The 17370-nt window shown below is 47.4% G+C and carries 16 protein-coding genes; 6 read left to right on the top strand and 10 right to left on the bottom strand.

Annotation, left to right across the window (positions count from 1 at the left end; all coding sequences use genetic code 11):
- Window positions 1-18: 18 nt before the first annotated feature.
- Both ileS and B0G85_RS06465 read right to left on the bottom strand, forming a co-directional pair.
- Window positions 19-2898, bottom strand: a complete 2880-nt coding sequence (ileS, locus tag B0G85_RS06470) for an isoleucine--tRNA ligase (RefSeq protein ID WP_415836304.1) — start codon at window positions 2896-2898, stop codon at window positions 19-21.
- Window positions 2873-3823 carry a bifunctional riboflavin kinase/FAD synthetase gene (locus B0G85_RS06465; protein ID WP_100379640.1) on the bottom strand — a complete coding sequence of 317 codons (951 nt, stop codon included), beginning with the start codon at window positions 3821-3823 and terminating at the stop codon, window positions 2873-2875. Before B0G85_RS06465 ends, ileS begins: the two co-directional genes overlap by 26 nt.
- A gap of 61 nt (window positions 3824-3884) precedes the next feature.
- Between B0G85_RS06465 and purN the strand changes: the two genes are divergently transcribed.
- Genes purN through B0G85_RS06450 form a run of 3 tightly spaced genes read left to right on the top strand, consistent with a single transcriptional unit; the run spans window position 3885 to window position 7363 of the window.
- Entirely contained in the window at window positions 3885-4514 is a 630-nt protein-coding gene (gene purN, locus B0G85_RS06460; protein ID WP_100379639.1) for a phosphoribosylglycinamide formyltransferase, read from the top strand.
- The gene (locus tag B0G85_RS06455; RefSeq protein WP_100379638.1) at window positions 4511-6133 is read left to right on the top strand and encodes an RsmB/NOP family class I SAM-dependent RNA methyltransferase; all 1623 of its coding nucleotides are present in this window, start codon (window positions 4511-4513) and stop codon (window positions 6131-6133) included. The genes purN and B0G85_RS06455 overlap by 4 nt, the downstream gene beginning before the upstream one ends.
- Before the next feature lie 60 nt (window positions 6134-6193).
- Entirely contained in the window at window positions 6194-7363 is a 1170-nt protein-coding gene (locus tag B0G85_RS06450) for a DesA family fatty acid desaturase (RefSeq protein ID WP_198508764.1), read from the top strand.
- A 109-nt stretch (window positions 7364-7472) separates the two neighbouring features.
- On the opposite strand, the gene rpmG is transcribed toward B0G85_RS06450, so the two are convergent.
- The 3 genes from rpmG to radC all read right to left on the bottom strand — a co-directional run bounded on the left by rpmG (window position 7473) and on the right by radC (window position 8713).
- Window positions 7473-7640 carry a 50S ribosomal protein L33 gene (gene rpmG, locus B0G85_RS06445; protein WP_100379636.1) on the bottom strand — a complete coding sequence of 56 codons (168 nt, stop codon included), beginning with the start codon at window positions 7638-7640 and terminating at the stop codon, window positions 7473-7475.
- 11 nt (window positions 7641-7651) lie between these two features.
- Window positions 7652-7885 carry a 50S ribosomal protein L28 gene (gene rpmB, locus B0G85_RS06440; protein WP_011903570.1) on the bottom strand — a complete coding sequence of 78 codons (234 nt, stop codon included), beginning with the start codon at window positions 7883-7885 and terminating at the stop codon, window positions 7652-7654.
- Window positions 7886-8035: 150 nt separating this feature from the next.
- A complete protein-coding gene (gene radC / locus B0G85_RS06435; protein WP_369405931.1) occupies window positions 8036-8713 on the bottom strand; it encodes a RadC family protein in 678 nt (225 codons plus the stop codon).
- 42 nt (window positions 8714-8755) lie between these two features.
- Between radC and B0G85_RS06430 the strand changes: the two genes are divergently transcribed.
- Together B0G85_RS06430 and ispH are read left to right on the top strand one after the other, a co-directional pair.
- Window positions 8756-9202 (top strand): FKBP-type peptidyl-prolyl cis-trans isomerase, encoded by a 447-nt coding sequence (locus B0G85_RS06430; RefSeq protein WP_157799296.1) that lies wholly within the window; start codon window positions 8756-8758, stop codon window positions 9200-9202.
- Window positions 9203-9205: 3 nt separating this feature from the next.
- On the top strand, window positions 9206-10156 hold the full coding sequence (ispH, locus tag B0G85_RS06425; RefSeq protein WP_415836296.1) for a 4-hydroxy-3-methylbut-2-enyl diphosphate reductase: 951 nt from the start codon (window positions 9206-9208) through the stop codon (window positions 10154-10156).
- A gap of 59 nt (window positions 10157-10215) precedes the next feature.
- Here ispH and B0G85_RS06420 read toward each other — a convergent pair whose 3' ends face one another.
- On the bottom strand, window positions 10216-11421 hold the full coding sequence (locus B0G85_RS06420) for an acetylornithine transaminase (protein WP_100379633.1): 1206 nt from the start codon (window positions 11419-11421) through the stop codon (window positions 10216-10218).
- Between the two features lie 27 nt (window positions 11422-11448).
- Window positions 11449-12513: a CDP-6-deoxy-delta-3,4-glucoseen reductase gene (locus tag B0G85_RS06415; protein ID WP_100379632.1), complete on the bottom strand. Its 1065-nt coding sequence runs from the start codon at window positions 12511-12513 to the stop codon at window positions 11449-11451.
- 36 nt (window positions 12514-12549) lie between these two features.
- On the opposite strand from B0G85_RS06415, the gene B0G85_RS06410 reads away from it, so the two are divergent.
- Window positions 12550-13437: an SDR family oxidoreductase gene (locus B0G85_RS06410; RefSeq protein WP_100379631.1), complete on the top strand. Its 888-nt coding sequence runs from the start codon at window positions 12550-12552 to the stop codon at window positions 13435-13437.
- On the opposite strand, the gene B0G85_RS06405 is transcribed toward B0G85_RS06410, so the two are convergent.
- From B0G85_RS06405 to B0G85_RS06395, 3 genes are all read right to left on the bottom strand, one after another.
- The gene (locus B0G85_RS06405; RefSeq protein WP_100379932.1) at window positions 13418-15190 is read right to left on the bottom strand and encodes a glutamine--tRNA ligase/YqeY domain fusion protein; all 1773 of its coding nucleotides are present in this window, start codon (window positions 15188-15190) and stop codon (window positions 13418-13420) included. The two genes, B0G85_RS06410 and B0G85_RS06405, sit on opposite strands and share 20 nt — an antisense overlap.
- A gap of 83 nt (window positions 15191-15273) precedes the next feature.
- A complete protein-coding gene (locus B0G85_RS06400; RefSeq protein WP_100379630.1) occupies window positions 15274-16776 on the bottom strand; it encodes a tripartite tricarboxylate transporter permease in 1503 nt (500 codons plus the stop codon).
- A 19-nt stretch (window positions 16777-16795) separates the two neighbouring features.
- Window positions 16796-17281, bottom strand: coding sequence for a tripartite tricarboxylate transporter TctB family protein (locus tag B0G85_RS06395; RefSeq protein WP_232725974.1), 486 nt, complete (start codon window positions 17279-17281; stop codon window positions 16796-16798).
- Window positions 17282-17370: the final 89 nt, after the last annotated feature.

Genomic DNA, 17370 nt, shown 5'->3' with positions numbered 1-17370 from the left:
AATTGTATTGATGTGGGCCTAGGCGAACAAGCGGGCTTCGCCATCACCAAAGAGATTGGCAATACAGCGGCTACATAGCTCGGGATGTTCAGTATTAATGCCAACATCATGGATGTGGTGCCAGCATCGACCACACTTCTTGTACTGACTTCCGCGAACAAGCACCTCTAAGCCACCACTGCTCAGTTCAATATTGGCGGCGGAGGTAATGGTGACAAAGCGCAAATCGTCTTCTAAAGAGTGCAGAATCGCAAAGTCAGCATCTGCCACTTTAATAGTAAGCTCAGCTTGTAAGGAAGACCCAACATTACCTGCCTCTCGCTCAAGCTCAATGGCCTTAGTAACTTCAGAACGAATTTCTCGAACGCGACTCCATTTAGCCAATAGCTCACAAGCGTGATCAATGGTTGGGAAGGCACCGAATTCTTCCATGAAAATGGATTCAGTGGCGGTGCTATCCACACCCTGGGGTAGCGTTGTCCAAGCTTCTTCGGCAGTGAAGGATAGGAAGGGGGCGAGCCACTTTAATAAGTTGCGAGTGATGTGAAAGAGTGCATTTTGCGCTGCACGACGCTCTTTGGAATCGGGTGCACTGGTGTAGAGCCGGTCTTTGAGAATATCCAAGTAAAAGCCACCCAGATCTTCCGAGCAGAAGCTCAGTATCTTCACTACTGCTGGCTGGAACTCATATGCCTGGTAATGGGCCTGCACTTCATCTTGTAATTGCTTGGCCATGGCGACCGCATACCGATCGATCTCTAGCCAGTCGCTTGGAGGCATAGCATGTTTGCTGGGATCAAAGTCCGATAAGTTAGCCAATAGGAAACGCAAGGTGTTGCGGATACGGCGATAGCTTTCCGTTACCCGCTTGAGAATCTCATCTGAAATAGTCATCTCACCAGAGTAGTCAGTGGAGGCTACCCATAAACGAATGATTTCTGCGCCCAATTTATCGGCGACTTGTTGAGGGGCAACAACATTGCCTACTGACTTACTCATTTTTCGGCCTTGACCATCCACAGTAAAGCCGTGGGTTAAGAGCGCTTTGTAAGGAGGCTTGCCATCAAGCATGGCCCCAGTCAGTAAAGAGGAATGAAACCAGCCGCGATGTTGATCCGAGCCCTCTAAATATAAATCAGCTAAACGACCATCAGCATTTTCAGATTCAGGGCGATAGAGCTTCTCACGATGTGAGCCACGAATGACATGCCAATGGGTTGTTCCAGAATCAAACCAAACATCTAAAGTGTCACGATTTTTCTCATAATGAGTGGCTTCGTCACCTAGTAGTTCTGCAACTTCTAATTTCTGCCAAGCCTCGATACCTTCTTTTTCTACTCGCTTAGCAATGTCTTCTAAAAGCGCAACAGTCCGCGGATGTGGCTCACCACTTTCTTTATGGACAAAGAAGGCCATGGGAACACCCCATTGACGCTGGCGTGACAAGGTCCAATCAGGACGATTGGCAATCATGCTGTTTAAACGTTGCTTGCCCCATGCAGGGAAGAACTCCGTAGCTTGGATGCCCGCAAGCGCTGTCTCACGTAAGCTAGCTTTGCCATCAGGCGGTTTCTTATCCATGCTGGCAAACCACTGTGACGTTGCCCGGTAGATAATCGGCGACTTATGGCGCCAGCAATGCATGTAGGAATGGGTATAGGTTTGATCCCGAAGCAAGCTGCCTGCTGCGCGCATTGCTTCTACAATCTTTGGATTGGCCTTCCAAATATATTCGTTAGCAAATAATGGAAGCCAAGAGGCATATACGCCGTTACCCATGACAGGATTGAGAATATCGTTATCTGCGAGCTGATTGGCTTTGCAAGATTTAAAGTCTTCCTCGCCATAAGCGGGGGCGGAGTGGACGACACCAGTACCCGTATCTAGAGTGACGTACTCAGCTGGATAAATAGGAGAAAGACGTTTATAGCCAACATCTAAAGATGCCAAGGGATGCCAAAAAGAAATATTGGCTAATTGACTGCCTGAGCAAGATGCAATTACATTGCCTTCAAGACCGTAATCCGTCAAACAAGTCTCAACGCGATCTTTAGCCAAAATCAATAACTTGTCACCAGTGTCCACTAAGCCATAGGTAAGTTCAGGATGTACATTAAGCGCTTGATTGGCGGGAATAGTCCATGGAGTAGTAGTCCAAATGACAATCATTCCTGGCTTGTTTGGTAGCTCATCAATGCCAAATGCACTGGCAATGCGAGTGCGTTGCGCATCATCAAATGCAAAGCCGACATCCACAGTGGGATCAGTCTTATCTTGGTACTCAACTTCAGCCTCAGCGAGCGCTGATCCGCAATCAAAGCACCAGTTCACGGGTTTTAAGCCGCGATAAACATAGCCTTTTTCCCAGATTTTTCCCAGAGCGCGAATCTCGTCCGCCTCATTGCGAAAATTCATAGTGAGGTAAGGATCACTCCAGTCACCCAAGACGCCTAAGCGCTCAAAGTCTGTCTTTTGTTTGTCAATTTGAACTTGCGCATATGCACGCGCTTTGGCTTGTACTTCAGCCGTCGGTAAGTTTTTGCCAAATTGCTTTTCAATTTGGATTTCAATTGGCATGCCGTGACAATCCCAGCCTGGCACATAGACAGAGTCAAATCCCATTAACCAGCGAGATTTAATAATCATGTCTTTTAAAATCTTGTTTACTGCATGACCAATATGGATGTCACCGTTGGCATAAGGAGGACCATCGTGCAAGATAAATTTTGGTTGATGTGCATGGGCTGCACGAATTTTTTCATAGAGCTTATTTTTCTGCCATTGCGCAACCCATTGAGGCTCACGTTTAGGAAGATCACCTCGCATTGGAAACGATGTCTCCAGTAGGTTAACGGGGTAAGAGTTTTCTTTTTCAGACATAATTTTTTTTCTGGAAATAGTTTCTGGCATGCGCTGCATCTGATGCAATCGCTTTGGTAAGGGCGTCGAGATCGGCGTACTTTGCTTCATCTCGAATTTTTTCTAGCAGCTCTACGGTAATCACTTTTCCATAGATATCAGCGTTGTAATCGAAGATGTGGGTCTCAAGTAATACACGCCCTGCATCTTCTACGGTTGGTCTTACCCCAAGGCTAGCAACAGCCGGAAGTGGTTGATCACTCAGACCCAATACTTGAGCCACAAAAATACCGCTGGTAGCGGGCTTACGATGATGAAGATGACTGGCGACAGCTAAGTTCAGTGTGGGAAATCCTAAAGTACGCCCCAACTTTTGACCATGAATGACGTGCCCTGAAATGCCATAAGGCCGCCCTAGTAGTTTACTGGCACGTTCCATTTCACCATTCGCTAATGCTTGGCGCAATGCAGAGCTAGAAATACGAATTCCATTTTCAGAAACGGTATTAATACTCGACACTGCAAAGCCATATTTTTCACCAGCGGTTTTTAGACTTGCAAAATTACCAGCCCGTTTTGCGCCATAACAAAAATCATCACCAATCAAAATCCATTTTGCATTGAGTCTTTTAACAATAATTTCAGAAACAAATTCTTCTGGCGTGAGGCGTGCAAAAGCAGCATTGAAGTGTTCCACTACCACTCGATCAATTCCGAGCTCGGCAAAGGCGGCCAATTTGTCACGTAAATTTAAAATACGCGGAGGAGCTTGCTCAGGAGAGAAGAATTCTTTGGGGTGCGGCTCAAATGTCATGACGCAGCTGACTAAGCCTCTTGCTTTAGCATCTACCTTCAGTTGCTGCAGAAGGGCAGCATGACCCCGATGCACGCCATCAAAATTGCCAATGGTTAGAGCACAAGCGGGTCCTGCAAAAAAAGAGGTGGGGCCTCGAAATACATTCACTGAGCGTTCACTTCACGTTAACTTAGTCGCTTAAAAGGTAGCCTTCAATTATATTGTGGGCATGCCTTCAATCGTCACCTTAATCTCTGGCCGCGGATCTAATTTCGAGGCTATCGTCAAAATAGCCCAAAAAGAGCAATGGCAGGTCACATTCGCCGGGGTAATTGCCAACCATTCTGAAGCCAAAGGCCTTGATTTTGCTCGCTCTCAGGGTATTCCAGCCTTTATTGTTGAGCATCGGGAGCACCCCTCTCGCGAATCCTTTGATGCCGCTTTAATTGAGAAAATAGATGCCTTAGGGGCTGATTTAGTGGTTTTAGCCGGTTTTATGAGAATTTTGACGCCAGCCTTTATTCGCCATTTTGAGGGGCGATTGATTAATATTCACCCTGCATTGCTACCAGCCTTCCCAGGATTGCACACCCATCAGCGCGCTTTAGAGGCCGGAGTGTCAGAACATGGGGCAACCGTGCACTTTGTCACTGAAGGGGTAGATGAGGGGCCGATCATTTGTCAGGCCTCAGTTCCAGTCTTGGTGGGCGATGATGAAAAGAGCCTTTCGGCTCGAGTTTTAGCTGCTGAGCATCAAATTTACCCGCGGGCCGTAAAATGGTTCCTCGATGGACGATTGCGAATAGACGGTAATCAAGTTCAGTTACAACCACCGGAGTCGCAATTAATAAAATTATGAGTAAAGAACGTTCCCCCCGCAGCACTAGCTCCAGCCCCAGATCAGGGCCACGTTTAGGCGCCCAAAAGAGTTACGCCACGAAATCCAAAGACCCTTTGCGCCGCCCTGAGCGACGCAATGCGAGTGGCAACATCATTGCCCCTGAAGGGCAAAAAAACTTTTCCAATGCAAGAGCATTGCCACAGCACGCTATCCATTTAGAGCGCTTACTTCCTGAGCTATTGAGCTTCGAGCAACCAGCTGATCGTGTTGTTAGTCGTTATTTTCGGGCTGAACCCCAATTGGGCAATCGAGATCGTGCTTTGATTGCAGAGAGCGCTTTTGCTATTTTGCGTCGTAAAAATGAGTTCTCTCAATTTGCTGTAAGTGGCGAAGGGTCGCAAGCAAGACGTTTAGCCCTATTGGGTTTACTGTCTGCTCTGACTGAGGGTGGTCTGGGTTCTGCTAATCGCGCAGAAAGTGGTATTGCTGATTTAGCGCATGTCCTTAAGACTGGTGAGTATGAGTGGTTGCAACGCTTTGCGACGATCGATCCTACAACCCTCAATCCATTGGTGAGCAATAATTTGCCCGAGTGGCTCTGGGATGCTTTTGGCAAATATCCTGGCGAAGAAACCCGTGAAGCATTGGCTAAATGTTTGATGCATCCCGCATTGCTCGATTTACGTGCCAACACAATGAAAACCACTCGCGAGCAGTTGCTCGTTGAGATGAATGCGTTAGGCGGACGTTATCAAGCGATTCCGACCCCTTATGCGCCTGATGGTGTTCGTATTATGGGTAAACCTGCATTGCAAAATACGGCAGGTTTCAAAGCAGGTATGTTTGAGGTTCAGGACGAGGGTAGCCAGTTATTGGCCCATCTGCTCGCACCAAAGCGTGGCGAGATGGTGGTGGACTTTTGTGCCGGTGCCGGCGGTAAGACTTTAGCTATTGGAGCGATCATGCGCTCTACAGGGCGTTTGTACGCTATGGATACATCAGAGCGCCGCTTGGCTAATTTAAAGCCAAGGCAGGCTCGTAGCGGCCTTTCTAATGTACATCCGGTATGGATTGATAGTGAGAATGACTCTAAGATCAAACGCCTAGCCGGAAAGATTGATCGAGTTCTGGTAGATGCGCCTTGTAGCGGCATGGGAACGCTGCGCCGCAACCCTGACTTGAAGTGGCGTCAAACACCCACAGGTGTCTTAGAGCTGAATCAAAAACAGATGAACATCTTGAGTTCTGCTAGCCGCTTACTGAAACCAGGAGGCCGACTGGTTTATGCCACATGCAGCTTATTACCCCAAGAAAATCAAATGATTGCAGAAGCGTTTTTGGCAAAACACCCTGATTTTGAGGTGGTTCCCGCTGCACAAGCACTTCGCCCCTTATTTTCTAAGGAAGTCATGCCTTTGGGTTGTAGTGCAGATAATCCTTATTGGCAATTATGGCCGCATATCCATGGGACAGATGGCTTCTTCGGCGCCGTGTTTCAAAAAAAGGCCTCTGCAGTAGTGCCTAAATCAGACGCTAAGCTCTTAAAAGAGAATGCTGAGATAGCGATTGATGCTGCGGTACTTGAGGCAAAAGACCCGCCCGTTAAACCCAAGAAAGTTGGTAAAGCACTAAAATAGAGGTTTAAACCTTTCATTAGGAACTCTCTTTTGGATACTGTTTCATATTCAGGTTTTGATATGTTGCTCCACTGGCTTGCCAGTGGTTACTTGGATTGGTCTTGGTGGCAAATCCTGGTCTTCACTTTAGGGGCAACGCACATTACGATTGCTGCAGTAACGATCTTTTTGCACCGATGCCAGGCGCATCGTGCATTAGATTTGCACCCAATCATGTCTCACTTTTTCCGTTTTTGGCTTTGGCTGACGACGGGTATGGTGACTAAAGAGTGGGCAGCTATTCATCGCAAGCACCATGCTAAGTGCGAAACCGTAGATGATCCTCACAGCCCTCAGGTATTGGGTATTGCTACTGTCCTCTCTCGTGGGGCAGAGCTATACAAAGCAGAATCTCGCAATCAGGAAACTTTGGCAAAGTTTGGCCACGGCACGCCAGACGATTGGCTCGAGCGTCATGTTTATGCCAAATATTCTTGGCAGGGCGTAGCGCTGATGCTGATTATTGATGTGTTCTTGTTTGGTGCTATTGGATTAACAGTCTGGGCAGTACAGATGCTGTGGATTCCGATTACAGCCGCTGGCATCATTAATGGCATTGGTCATTACTGGGGTTACCGTAACTACGATTGTGCAGATGCTGCGACCAACATCTTTCCATTGGGCATTTTGATTGGCGGTGAAGAGCTGCATAACAACCATCACACCTTCGCCACCAGCGCCAAGTTGTCCAGTAAATGGTACGAATTTGATATTGGTTGGCTCTACATTCAAATGATGAGTGCTGTAGGTCTAGCCAAGGTCAAAAAGACCTCACCTAAGCCAGTATTGAGTCACTTACGACCTGCAGATCAAAGTACGCTTGAAGCCATTTTGATCAATCGATATGAAATCATGGCGCGCTACAGTAAGACCTTGCGAAGCTTTTTTACCAATGAAGTGCAGCACATGCAAGTATTGGCAGCACACCTAAAAGATGCGCGTGATTGGCTGAGCAAGGATGAAGCCCGATTGTCTGAGGCAGAAAAACATAAGCTTGAAGAGTTGATGGCAAGTAATGCGCAATTGCGAAAGATGATTGAAATGCGACGTGATCTACAGTCAATCTGGAGCCGCTCTAACGCTACTGGCGATCAGTTAGTTGTTCAGCTACATACTTGGTGTCAGCGCGCTGAAGAGAGTGGGCTCAGTAGCCTGCGTGACTTTTCATTGCGGTTACGCCGTTACGGTTAGGCGCCACTGCCTGAGTAGCGCTTTAATTTAAGCGATAAAAAACCCGCTGATGAAGCGGGTTTTTTGTTTGGTGAAGTAACTAAAACTCAATGCAGCTTTACTTAAACCTTTACTTCAGCTTTGTTTCTTTATAAGCAACGTGCTTGCGAATAGTGGGGTCATACTTCATGAGCTCCATTTTCTCAGGCTTTGTACGCTTGTTTTTGGTAGTCGTATAGAAGTGACCAGTACCAGCTGATGACTCTAACTTGATTTTTTCTCTGCCGCCTTTAGCCATTTTTGTGCCCCTTAAATTTCGCCACGTGCGCGTAGATCAGACAACACAGCATCAATGCCGTTTTTGTCGATTACACGCAAACCAGCATTGGTTAAGCGCAAGCTAATCCAGCGGTTTTCAGATTCAACCCAGAAACGACGATTTTGCAAATTCGGCAAAAAGCGACGCTTCGTTTTATTGTTTGCATGGGATACATTGTTGCCAACCATCGGCTTCTTCCCAGTGACTTGGCAAACTTTTGCCATGACGTAACTCCATTAATTGCGAAAAGAAAAGATTGTATCAGTCTCAGCTGGTTTTGATCTACCCCTATTTCACTTTAGTTTTGAGGATGGCATCAAAAGACTGTCATCAACCCCTTAGATTTTACTTTATGTTAGTAATTACTTTGATTTTTAATCAATATTCATAAGACCTTCATCCGAAAATGAGAAAAATCCACTGGTACTTACAATGCAGTGATCTAAAAGTGAAATATCGACTAATTGCAGGGCTTTGCAAAGCATTTGGGTTAATTCTTGATCGGCGACACTGGGAAGAGGGCTGCCGCTTGGATGGTTATGCGCCACGATTAGTGCGCTAGCGTTGCGAGCTAGGGCTTCCTTCAAGATCTCTCGGGGATAGACGGTTGTATGGGTTAGCGACCCTCTAAAGAGCTCCTGACACTCGATCAGGTGCAGACGGGAATCTAAGTGAAGGCAGAGGAAGATTTCATGGGGGAGGCGCCCAAATTTGGCCTGTAAAAACTCTCTTACATAGCTGGGTGATGAAAAGATGGAGTCTTGAGTCAGACTTTCTTCCAGACTTCGTTTGACCAGCTCATAAGCCGCCTGAATCTGCGACCACTTAGAGATGCCCATGCCATGAATTTGGGTAAATTCTTCGGGGGTGCAGGACAGAAGGCGGGGTAGGCTACCAAAATGGTACAAAAGATCCTCTGCAAGTGCCACTGCGGTTTTGCCTTTTACCCCCACCCTTAAGAAAATAGCGAGTAGTTCAGCATCTGTCAGTGCTGGCGCACCCAAAGCCCTTAGCTTCTCGCGAGGTTGCTCCATTTTTGGCCAGTCTGTAATGGGGGTATGCGCAGATAGGTCGGGTCTAGATACAATAACCTTATGACTAAGCTTATTGTTCTGCCCAACTCCTTCTTGACCCTCAACTATCGCTTGACCTTGCCCAGTGGGGAGGATTACATCAATACGTTTGTCGATCGTCCTGCGACGGTGATGATGGGGTCGGGTCAATTTGCGCCTTGTTTTGAAAGTGTCTTAATAGGTTTAGGTGTGGGTGAAAAGAAAAGTGCTTTGCTGCCGCCAGAAGAAAGTTTTGGTGAGCGCAAGGAAGAGTTAATTCAGTGGGTTTCCTTGGGTGCCCTCAAAGAGGGACGCGATGACGATGCACAATTTAATCCGGGTGATGTGATTGAGTTCAATGCCCCCGGAGGCGCGCAATATGCGGGAGTATTGCAATCGATCAATGAAGAGGGCGCCTGGTTTGATTTCAATCATCCGTTGGCTGGTAGACCAGTGACCTTTGAAGCTGAAATTGTTGCCATTCTTTAACTGATGCTCTCCATGATGAATCCAGACTCTCCAGAAATTTTGATGGCCCAGCCGCGCGGTTTTTGCGCAGGCGTTGATCGCGCAATTAATATCGTCAATGAAGCATTGACTCGCTTTGGTGCACCGATTTATGTTCGCCATGAGATCGTGCACAACGCTTACGTAGTCAATGAGTTGCGCGAAAAGGGTGCCGTGTTCGTGGATGAACTGCATGAAGTTCCCAAAGGCGGCATTGTGGTGTTTAGTGCACATGGGGTTTCTCAAGAGGTTCGCAGGGACGCCCAATCGCGTGGACTGCAAGTCTATGACGCTACATGCCCGTTGGTCACGAAGGTGCATCTTGAAGTGGTCAAGATGAGTAAGGATGGATTTACGATTTTGATGATTGGTCATGCTGGGCATCCAGAGGTGGAAGGTACGATGGGACAGGTAGAGGCCGGCCTGCATCTGATCGAAAAAGTGAGCGATGTAGAAAAACTGCCTTTTACTCAGAGCGAAAAAATGGCTTTTGTTACGCAAACGACCCTCTCTGTAGATGAAACAAAAGAAATTATTGAGGCATTAACAATCAAGTTTCCCAGTATTGTTCAGCCCCGCAAGCAAGATATTTGCTATGCCACACAAAATCGTCAGGATGCCGTGAAATTTATGGCGCCCCAAGTTGAGGTGGTAATTGTGGTGGGTAGTCAGGCAAGTTCAAACTCTAATCGCTTGCGTGAATTGGCGGAAAAGTTAGGTGTTTCTGCTTACATGGTCGATGCGCCAGAACAGCTGCAGGCAGAATGGTTCGCGGGTAAGAAGCGGGTAGGGCTCACTGCAGGAGCATCGGCACCGGAGAGCTTGGCACAATCGATTGTTGCCAAGATTCAATCGTTTGGGCCCCGAAGCATCCGAAATCTAGAGGGTGTTGTAGAAGATGTTACTTTCTCATTACCTAAAAATTTAGCGGATTAGTAAATTAGTAAATTAGTAAATTAATAAAAATGAAGGGGTCTGAATTTAGACCCCTCTTTTTATTTGGTGGCTAGCTGAAGTAGCTCTCGCAACATAGCGCACATTTGCCGTATCTCATCATCACTCACATTAAGTGCGGGCATGAAGCGCAACAAATTAGGCCGTGGTGAATTAATCAGCAAACCTTCGGGATTGCGATCACGTGCCAGCTCTACTAATTTAGGGCCAATATCACTGCTCAGTTTTAAGGCCCGCAATAAGCCTTCCCCACGCTCACCATCTAGATGAAACTCTTTGGAAAGAATCAGCAATTCTTTACTGAGCAACTCGCCTTTAGCGCGCACAGACTCTAAAAATCCCGGAGCAAGCAGTTGCTCAATGACACTTGCACCTACAGCAGTCATCAGCGGATTGCCGTTATAAGTTCCACCTTGGTCGCCAGGCACAAAACAGGCCACAGCATCGGTAGCCATTAATGCGGCTAAGGGCACGCCCCCGCCAATACCTTTACCCAGGGTCATGATATCTGGCGCGATGTCGTAATGTTGGTAAGCAAATAATTTACCAGTTCGCCCGCAGCCGGCCTGCACCTCGTCAACTATCAGCAGAATGTTATTTTCTTTGGTGAATTGACGCAGGCCTTGCATGAACTCTGCAGTAGTGGGGATGACACCGCCCTCGCCTTGAACGGGCTCCAACATGACTGCCACAGTTTTATCGGTCACTAATTTTTTGACGGACTCCAGGTCATTTAAATCTGCCTTCGGAAATCCTGCTACCTGAGGGGCGAACATCGTATCCCAACCCGGCTTTCCAGACGCACTCATCGTAGCTAAGGTGCGACCATGAAAACTGTGGTCAAAGGTGATAATTTCAAAGGCACCCGATTTATTAATTTGCCCCCATTTGCGAGCTAACTTAATCGCCCCTTCATTGGCCTCAGCACCACTATTGGCGAAGAAGACTTTGTCAAAGCAACTGTTATCAGTCAGTAGATTCGATAAACGAATCATAGGCTCGTTATAAAAGGCAGGGCTTGGATTGATGAGCTTTTTGGCTTGCCCATTCAATGCTTCAATCATGCCGGGGTTACTGTGACCAAGACAGTTCACGGCCCACCCTTGTAAAAAATCTAAGTAGCGCTTGCCGTGGTTATCGGTCAGCCAAGAGCCCTTACCCTCAACCATGGTTAATTCTGGCCGTGGGGTGATGAACATCACAGATTGTGCATCGATTGATTGGTCTGACTTGTCTGACTTATGCATATTACTAGTAGTTTCTCATGATCATGATTAGTTTGCCGCTAAGTCTGCTGTTAGGCCAGAGGCTAAGTCAGCAGCACTCGTAAAGGAGTCAGCAAAGAACTCCTCCTCAGGCAAGCCACATTGTGTATGGAAGTCCTGACGGGCAGCGCTGACCATCACAGGGGCTCCGCACGCGTACACCTGAAAGCCTGCTAGGTCAGCATGGTCTGCCATGACCGCTTGGTGAACAAAACCGGTACGCCCAAGCCACTGGTCTTTTGGAAGGGCATTGGAGACGACAGGGATGTAGCGGAAATCTGGAATGTCTTTGACCCAGGCCTTACAGAGTGCATCTAAGTAGAGATCTCCTGGGCGACGGCCACCCCAATATAAGTGAATCGGTCTGAGAATCTTCTTGTACTGCATTTGCTCAATGATCGATTTGATCGGCGCAAAGCCTGTTCCTGCTGCAACAAAAATAATCGGCTTTTTGGAGTCTTCCCTTAGAAAAAAGCTACCTAAGGGGCCCTCGAAGCGCAAGATATCCTTTTCTTTGAGGGCTGGCTCGGTTGCCCCAAAGACAAAGTCCGTAAAGAGGCCGCCTGGTAAGTGCCGAAGATGCAACTCTAGTGGGCCATCTTGATCAGGAGCATTTGCAATAGAGTAGGCGCGGCGCTGACCATCTTTTAATAAAAATTCGACGTATTGTCCTGCCAAAAACTGAAAACGCTCGCTCGCTGGAAGCTGTAGCTTTAGTATCGCAACATCTTCACTAGGCTTATTAATAGAATTAACGCGGCAAGGTACTTTACGAATTGCGATATCGCCAGCCCCTTGAACCTCGCGCGCTTCTATCAGAATGTCAGACTGTGGATGGGCGCAGCAAAACAAAATAGCGCCCGCAAGCTCATCAGCAGGGCTCAAGGCTGCAGCGCTATGCTGACCATGCTTTACATGGCCCTCTAGAATTTTGCCCTTACAAGACCCGCAGGCGCCGTTCTTACAGCCATAAGGCAAGGTAATGCCATGTTGTAGAGCCGCCTCAAGGATGGTCTCATCTTTGTTAGCACTAAATTGTTTGCCGCTCGATTTGAGCGTGACTTGGTAAGACACTCTCACTCCTTTCAATAAATCGTTACGATATGACTTATGCAATCTTTTGGTAAACCCCGAATTCTGATGATCGGCTGCGGCGACATTGGTATGCGTGTCGCTAAGCAGTTATCCCAGAGTCATCGCGTATTCGCCTTAACTTCCCAGAAAACCCGTTTTCAGGAATTGAGAGACGTTGGCGCAATTCCGATTTTGGGGAATCTAGATAGGCCCGAGAGTTTGTGGCGTCTCAGTGGCTTAGCAGAAACCATCATTCACTTAGCGCCACCCCAAAATACAGGTCTGCATGATTACCGAACTCGCAACCTAATCCAAATTTTATCCCAAGGCGGCAATGCTGTCAGGCGTCTGATTTATATCAGCACCACAGGCGTCTACGGCAATCATCATGGGGGCAAGGTGAGTGAGCTCACCCCAGTAAATCCGCAAAGCGAGCGAGCTAAGCGACGAGTCCATGCTGAGCGCACTTTGCGCCTATGGGCACCTGCTCATGGGGTTGCTTTAACTATTTTGAGGGTGCCTGGCATTTATGCTCTTGATCGTTTGCCGTTAGAGCGCATTCAGTCGAGGACCCCCGCCTTATTGCTAGCGGAAGATGCTTATTCCAATCATATTCAAAGTGATGATTTGGCAAGGTTGATTTGTGCTGCTGTTTATCACGGTAGACCGCAACGCGTGATTAATGCCTGTGATGGTGAAGAAACCAAGATGGGGGATTATTTTGATGAGGTAGCAGATGCCTTTGGGCTCGATAGGCCTCCACGATTGCCCTCCGCAGAAATAGAGAAAATAGTATCCCCCATGTTGTGGTCTTTCATGAAGGAGTCCAGGCGAGTAGGTAATACGCGACTGAAAGAATTGAAAACGCCCCTACACTACCCCACCGTGGCAGTATTTCTTCAAACTATTTCCAGGAATCTTTAAGGCCTACTGTGCGGTTAAATACGGGCTTACCTGATGCTGAGTCCAATTGATCTGCAATAAAGTAGCCATGGCGTTCAAACTGAAAGCGCTCCCCCGCTTTTGCCTCTTTCATACAAGGCTCTAAATAAGCGGTGATTGTTTGTTTTGAATTTAGATTAATCGCTTCTAAGAAATGCTTATCCCCACTATCTGGATGTGGATCATTAAATAGATGATCGTATAGCCGAACCTCAGTAGGGATCGCTTCCGCGGCACTAATCCAGTGAATATTACCCTTTACTTTGTAGTTATTTGAGCCGGGGGTCCCACTCTTACTATCGGGGAAGTAGGTAGCATTAACTTGAGTCACATGGCCATTGGCATCGAGCTCATAGCCTGTACATTCAATAACAAAGCCATGACGTAAGCGAACACGTCCACCTGGCTGATCACCCACTGGTGGGAAGAGCCTAAAGAAACCCTTCACAGGATCCTGCATAAAGTCATCTGCCTCAATCCACAAATCACGGGTGAACTGAAATTCCCGATTGCCCCACTCGGGATGTTGTGGATGACATGGCGCAGAGCAAGGTTCACAAGCTAAGACATCAAAGTTTTGAATCACAAGTTTTAGGGGTTTGAGGACTGCGGTAGCTCTTGGCGCTTTCGACTCTAGATCATCTCGCAAGGCTTGATCTAGGGTGCTCATATCAATCCAGCTATCTGCTTTTGAAACGCCAATGCGCTCACAAAATAAGCGAATACTTTCAGGGGTATAGCCTCTGCGTCGAATGCCGACGATAGTTGGCATGCGAGGATCATCCCAGCCATCCACCCGTTTTTCTTCTACGAGTTGCAGTAATTTGCGCTTACTGGTGATGGTGTAGGTGAGATTAAGGCGAGCAAACTCATACTGGTGTGGCACTGGGGTTTTAAAAATGCCCAACTCCTGTAAGGCGCTAATAATCCAGTCATAGAGCGGCCGATTATTTTCAAACTCGAGCGTGCAAATGGAGTGCGAGACGTTCTCTAGCGCATCTGAAATACAGTGCGTGAAATCATATAAGGGATAGATGCACCACTTACTGCCAGTGCGGTGATGCTCCGTATGACGAATGCGGTAGACCACAGGGTCACGCATCACGATATTGGGATGCGCCATATCAATCTTGAGTCGAAGAACATGCTCACCATCCTGATAGCGTCCATCTTGCATCCCCCTAAAAAGGGTAAGATTTTCTGCTGGTGTCCGTTCGCGATGAGGGCTATTTTTTCCTACTTGGCCAAAGTTTCCGCGATTTGCATGAATTTCATCGGCACTTTGACTATCGACATACGCTTTGCCATTCTCAATGAGTGCTTGGGCGAAGGCATAGAGCTGGTCAAAATAATCACTAGCGTGATAAAGATGGGTGCCCCAATCAAATCCAAGCCATTGGACTGCATCCAAAATACTATCGGCGTACTCGACATCCTCTTTTACGGGGTTGGTGTCGTCAAGGCGCATATTGCAGCGGGCACCACCGGCTTGCTGCTTGTAATCATTTGCTAGACCAAAGTTCAGGCAAATACTTTTGGCATGACCAATATGAAGATAGCCATTGGGCTCAGGCGGAAAGCGCGTAATGATGGAGGGAATTGCTTGTCCATTTCGGTCAGTGCGCTGTTGATAGGCCCCACTAGCCAGATCATGGTCAATGATCTGTCGCAAAAAGTTTGAGGGCTCGGCAATGACGCCGATCGTGGACTTGGGTGGTTTGCTCTCTTGGGACATAGAAGCATTGTAGAGAAAAGCCTTACCCATAAAGAAAAAGCCCGCAAACAGCTGCGGGCTCGTTCTTGGAAAGCGCTCGAGAATTAATCTTCTACGAAGGCTTCTTCACGGGTTTTCTTGACGGATGGCAAAGCCACAATCACAACTAATAGGGCTGCTGCAATGAGCAATCCCAAAGACAGTGGACGGGTTAAGAAGGTCGTAAAGTCACCGCGGGAAAGCAATAGGGCACGACGGAAGTTTTCTTCCATCATGGGCCCCAGTACAAATCCTAGTAATAGTGGGGGTGGTTCGCAACCTAATTTGAAGAAGAGGTAGCCAATCACGCCAAAGGCTGCTGTGACATACACGTCAAACACCGTGTTGTTCACTGTGTATACGCCGATACAGCAGAACACCAGGATAGCTGGATACATGAGTCGATAAGGAATGGACAGAAGCTTGACCCAGATACCAATTAACGGTAAGTTCAAAAGGATCAACATCACGTTACCAATCCACATAGAAGCGATCAGACCCCAGAACAAGGCTGGGTTACTGGTCATGACTTGAGGGCCTGGTTGAATGTTATGAATGGTCATAGCGCCAACCATCAAGGCCATCACGGCATTGGGTGGAATACCTAATGTCAGCAATGGAATGAATGAGGTTTGAGCTGCCGCGTTATTGGCTGCTTCTGGGCCAGCAACACCTTCAATCGCGCCTTTACCAAACTCATGGCTGTACTTAGATGATTTTTTCTCAACAGAGTAGGCACCAAAGGCTGCTAAAGCGGCGCCGCCGCCTGGCAAAATTCCCAGGATGGAGCCAATAGTAGTGCCGCGCAAAATAGAGGGGATCATCCGCTTCACATCTTGCTTAGTTGGGATCATGGTGGTCATCTTGTTTAAGAAACCCTCATCTTCCCCGGTCTTCTCTAGGTTGCCCATAATTTCAGCAAAACCAAAAACACCCATCGCCACACTGACAAAACCAATACCGTCGCTCAATTCAGGAACATCAAAGGCGTAACGAGACACACCGGAGTTGACGTCAGTACCAATCAATCCCATTAAAAGGCCAAGAATGATCATGCCAATAGCTTTGATTAAAGAGCCGGATGCCAGTACTACCGCACCGATTAATCCCAATACCATCAGAGAAAAGTATTCCGCAGGACCAAACTTAAAAGCCAGTTGAGAGAGGGGTGCGGCAAACGCTGCTAAAACTAAAGTGGCTACGCAACCAGCAAAGAAAGAGCCCATACCGGCCGTAAACAAGGCTACACCCGCTCTACCTTGCCTGGCCATCTGGTAGCCATCAATTGCCGTGACCACCGAGGACGTTTCTCCGGGGATGTTGAGCAAAATCGCTGTGGTTGACCCGCCGTATTGTGAGCCATAGTAAATGCCGGCTAACATAATTAAGGCAGCGATTGGGGGTAATGCGTAGGTTGCAGGCAGCAGCATCGCAATCGTGGCGATTGGCCCAAGACCAGGTAAAACACCAATCAGAGTGCCTAAAACGCAACCGATTAGGCAATACAGTAAGTTTTGTAGGGTAAATGCGGTATCGAAACCGAGGGCTAAATTAGCAAATAAGTCCATTTTTTAGTATCTCGGTTCGTTATTGTTGAAGGAAGAAAGGCAGTAGTGGGAATTGCAGCTTCAATCCCAAAACAAAGACGGAGTAGGTAAAGGTAACTAAGAAGGCAGCATTAATTGCAGTGCCCTTCCAAGTGAATTCTTTGCTTGCACTAGCGGATACGAATACCAAAACAATGATGGCAATTAAGAACCCCATTTTTGGTAGAAGTACACCGTACAAGACTACCGCACCCGTAATTTGAGCGATGATCTTCCAATTAAACTTCGGAATGGCCTCAATCGCAGCAGTTGCTCTCATGGACTTGACGAGGATCAGTAGACCCAATAGGGTCATTAGTATTCCAAGGTAAAAAGGAAAATAGCCTGGCCCCATTTTGGCCGCTGTTCCCATTGAGTATTGCGTAGCGACGATAGTAAAGAAAAGGCCAATGACCATATACATGATCCCTGCGCCAAAATCCCGTTGATTGCGAATAGTCAAGTTTTGCTCCTTATGTATTGGCATGAGTGCCAATCTAGTATTAGTGTTTTGCGATTGTAAGCTAGGAATGGGGTTGTTTAGCAAGGGTTTGCCCCTAAAGTGGTGCCAATGAG

Origin of the sequence: Polynucleobacter brandtiae, assembly GCF_002797575.1 — a bacterium.
GTDB classification, from domain to species: Bacteria; Pseudomonadota; Gammaproteobacteria; order Burkholderiales; family Burkholderiaceae; genus Polynucleobacter; species Polynucleobacter brandtiae.
This window is presented reverse-complemented; position numbering and strand designations above follow the sequence as displayed.

Coding starts and splice junctions, on each gene's coding strand:
- purN (WP_100379639.1), top strand. CDS start 3,885: ATGCCTTCAATCGTCACCTTAATCTCTGGCCGCGGATCTAATTTCGAG.
- B0G85_RS06455 (WP_100379638.1), top strand. CDS start 4,511: ATGAGTAAAGAACGTTCCCCCCGCAGCACTAGCTCCAGCCCCAGATCA.
- B0G85_RS06450 (WP_198508764.1), top strand. CDS start 6,194: ATGTTGCTCCACTGGCTTGCCAGTGGTTACTTGGATTGGTCTTGGTGG.
- rpmG (WP_100379636.1), bottom strand. CDS start 7,640: ATGGCTAAAGGCGGCAGAGAAAAAATCAAGTTAGAGTCATCAGCTGGT.
- rpmB (WP_011903570.1), bottom strand. CDS start 7,885: ATGGCAAAAGTTTGCCAAGTCACTGGGAAGAAGCCGATGGTTGGCAAC.
- B0G85_RS06430 (WP_157799296.1), top strand. CDS start 8,756: ATGACTAAGCTTATTGTTCTGCCCAACTCCTTCTTGACCCTCAACTAT.
- ispH (WP_415836296.1), top strand. CDS start 9,206: ATGCTCTCCATGATGAATCCAGACTCTCCAGAAATTTTGATGGCCCAG.
- B0G85_RS06420 (WP_100379633.1), bottom strand. CDS start 11,421: ATGCATAAGTCAGACAAGTCAGACCAATCAATCGATGCACAATCTGTG.
- B0G85_RS06410 (WP_100379631.1), top strand. CDS start 12,550: ATGCAATCTTTTGGTAAACCCCGAATTCTGATGATCGGCTGCGGCGAC.
- B0G85_RS06405 (WP_100379932.1), bottom strand. CDS start 15,190: ATGTCCCAAGAGAGCAAACCACCCAAGTCCACGATCGGCGTCATTGCC.
- B0G85_RS06400 (WP_100379630.1), bottom strand. CDS start 16,776: ATGGACTTATTTGCTAATTTAGCCCTCGGTTTCGATACCGCATTTACC.
- B0G85_RS06395 (WP_232725974.1), bottom strand. CDS start 17,281: ATGCCAATACATAAGGAGCAAAACTTGACTATTCGCAATCAACGGGAT.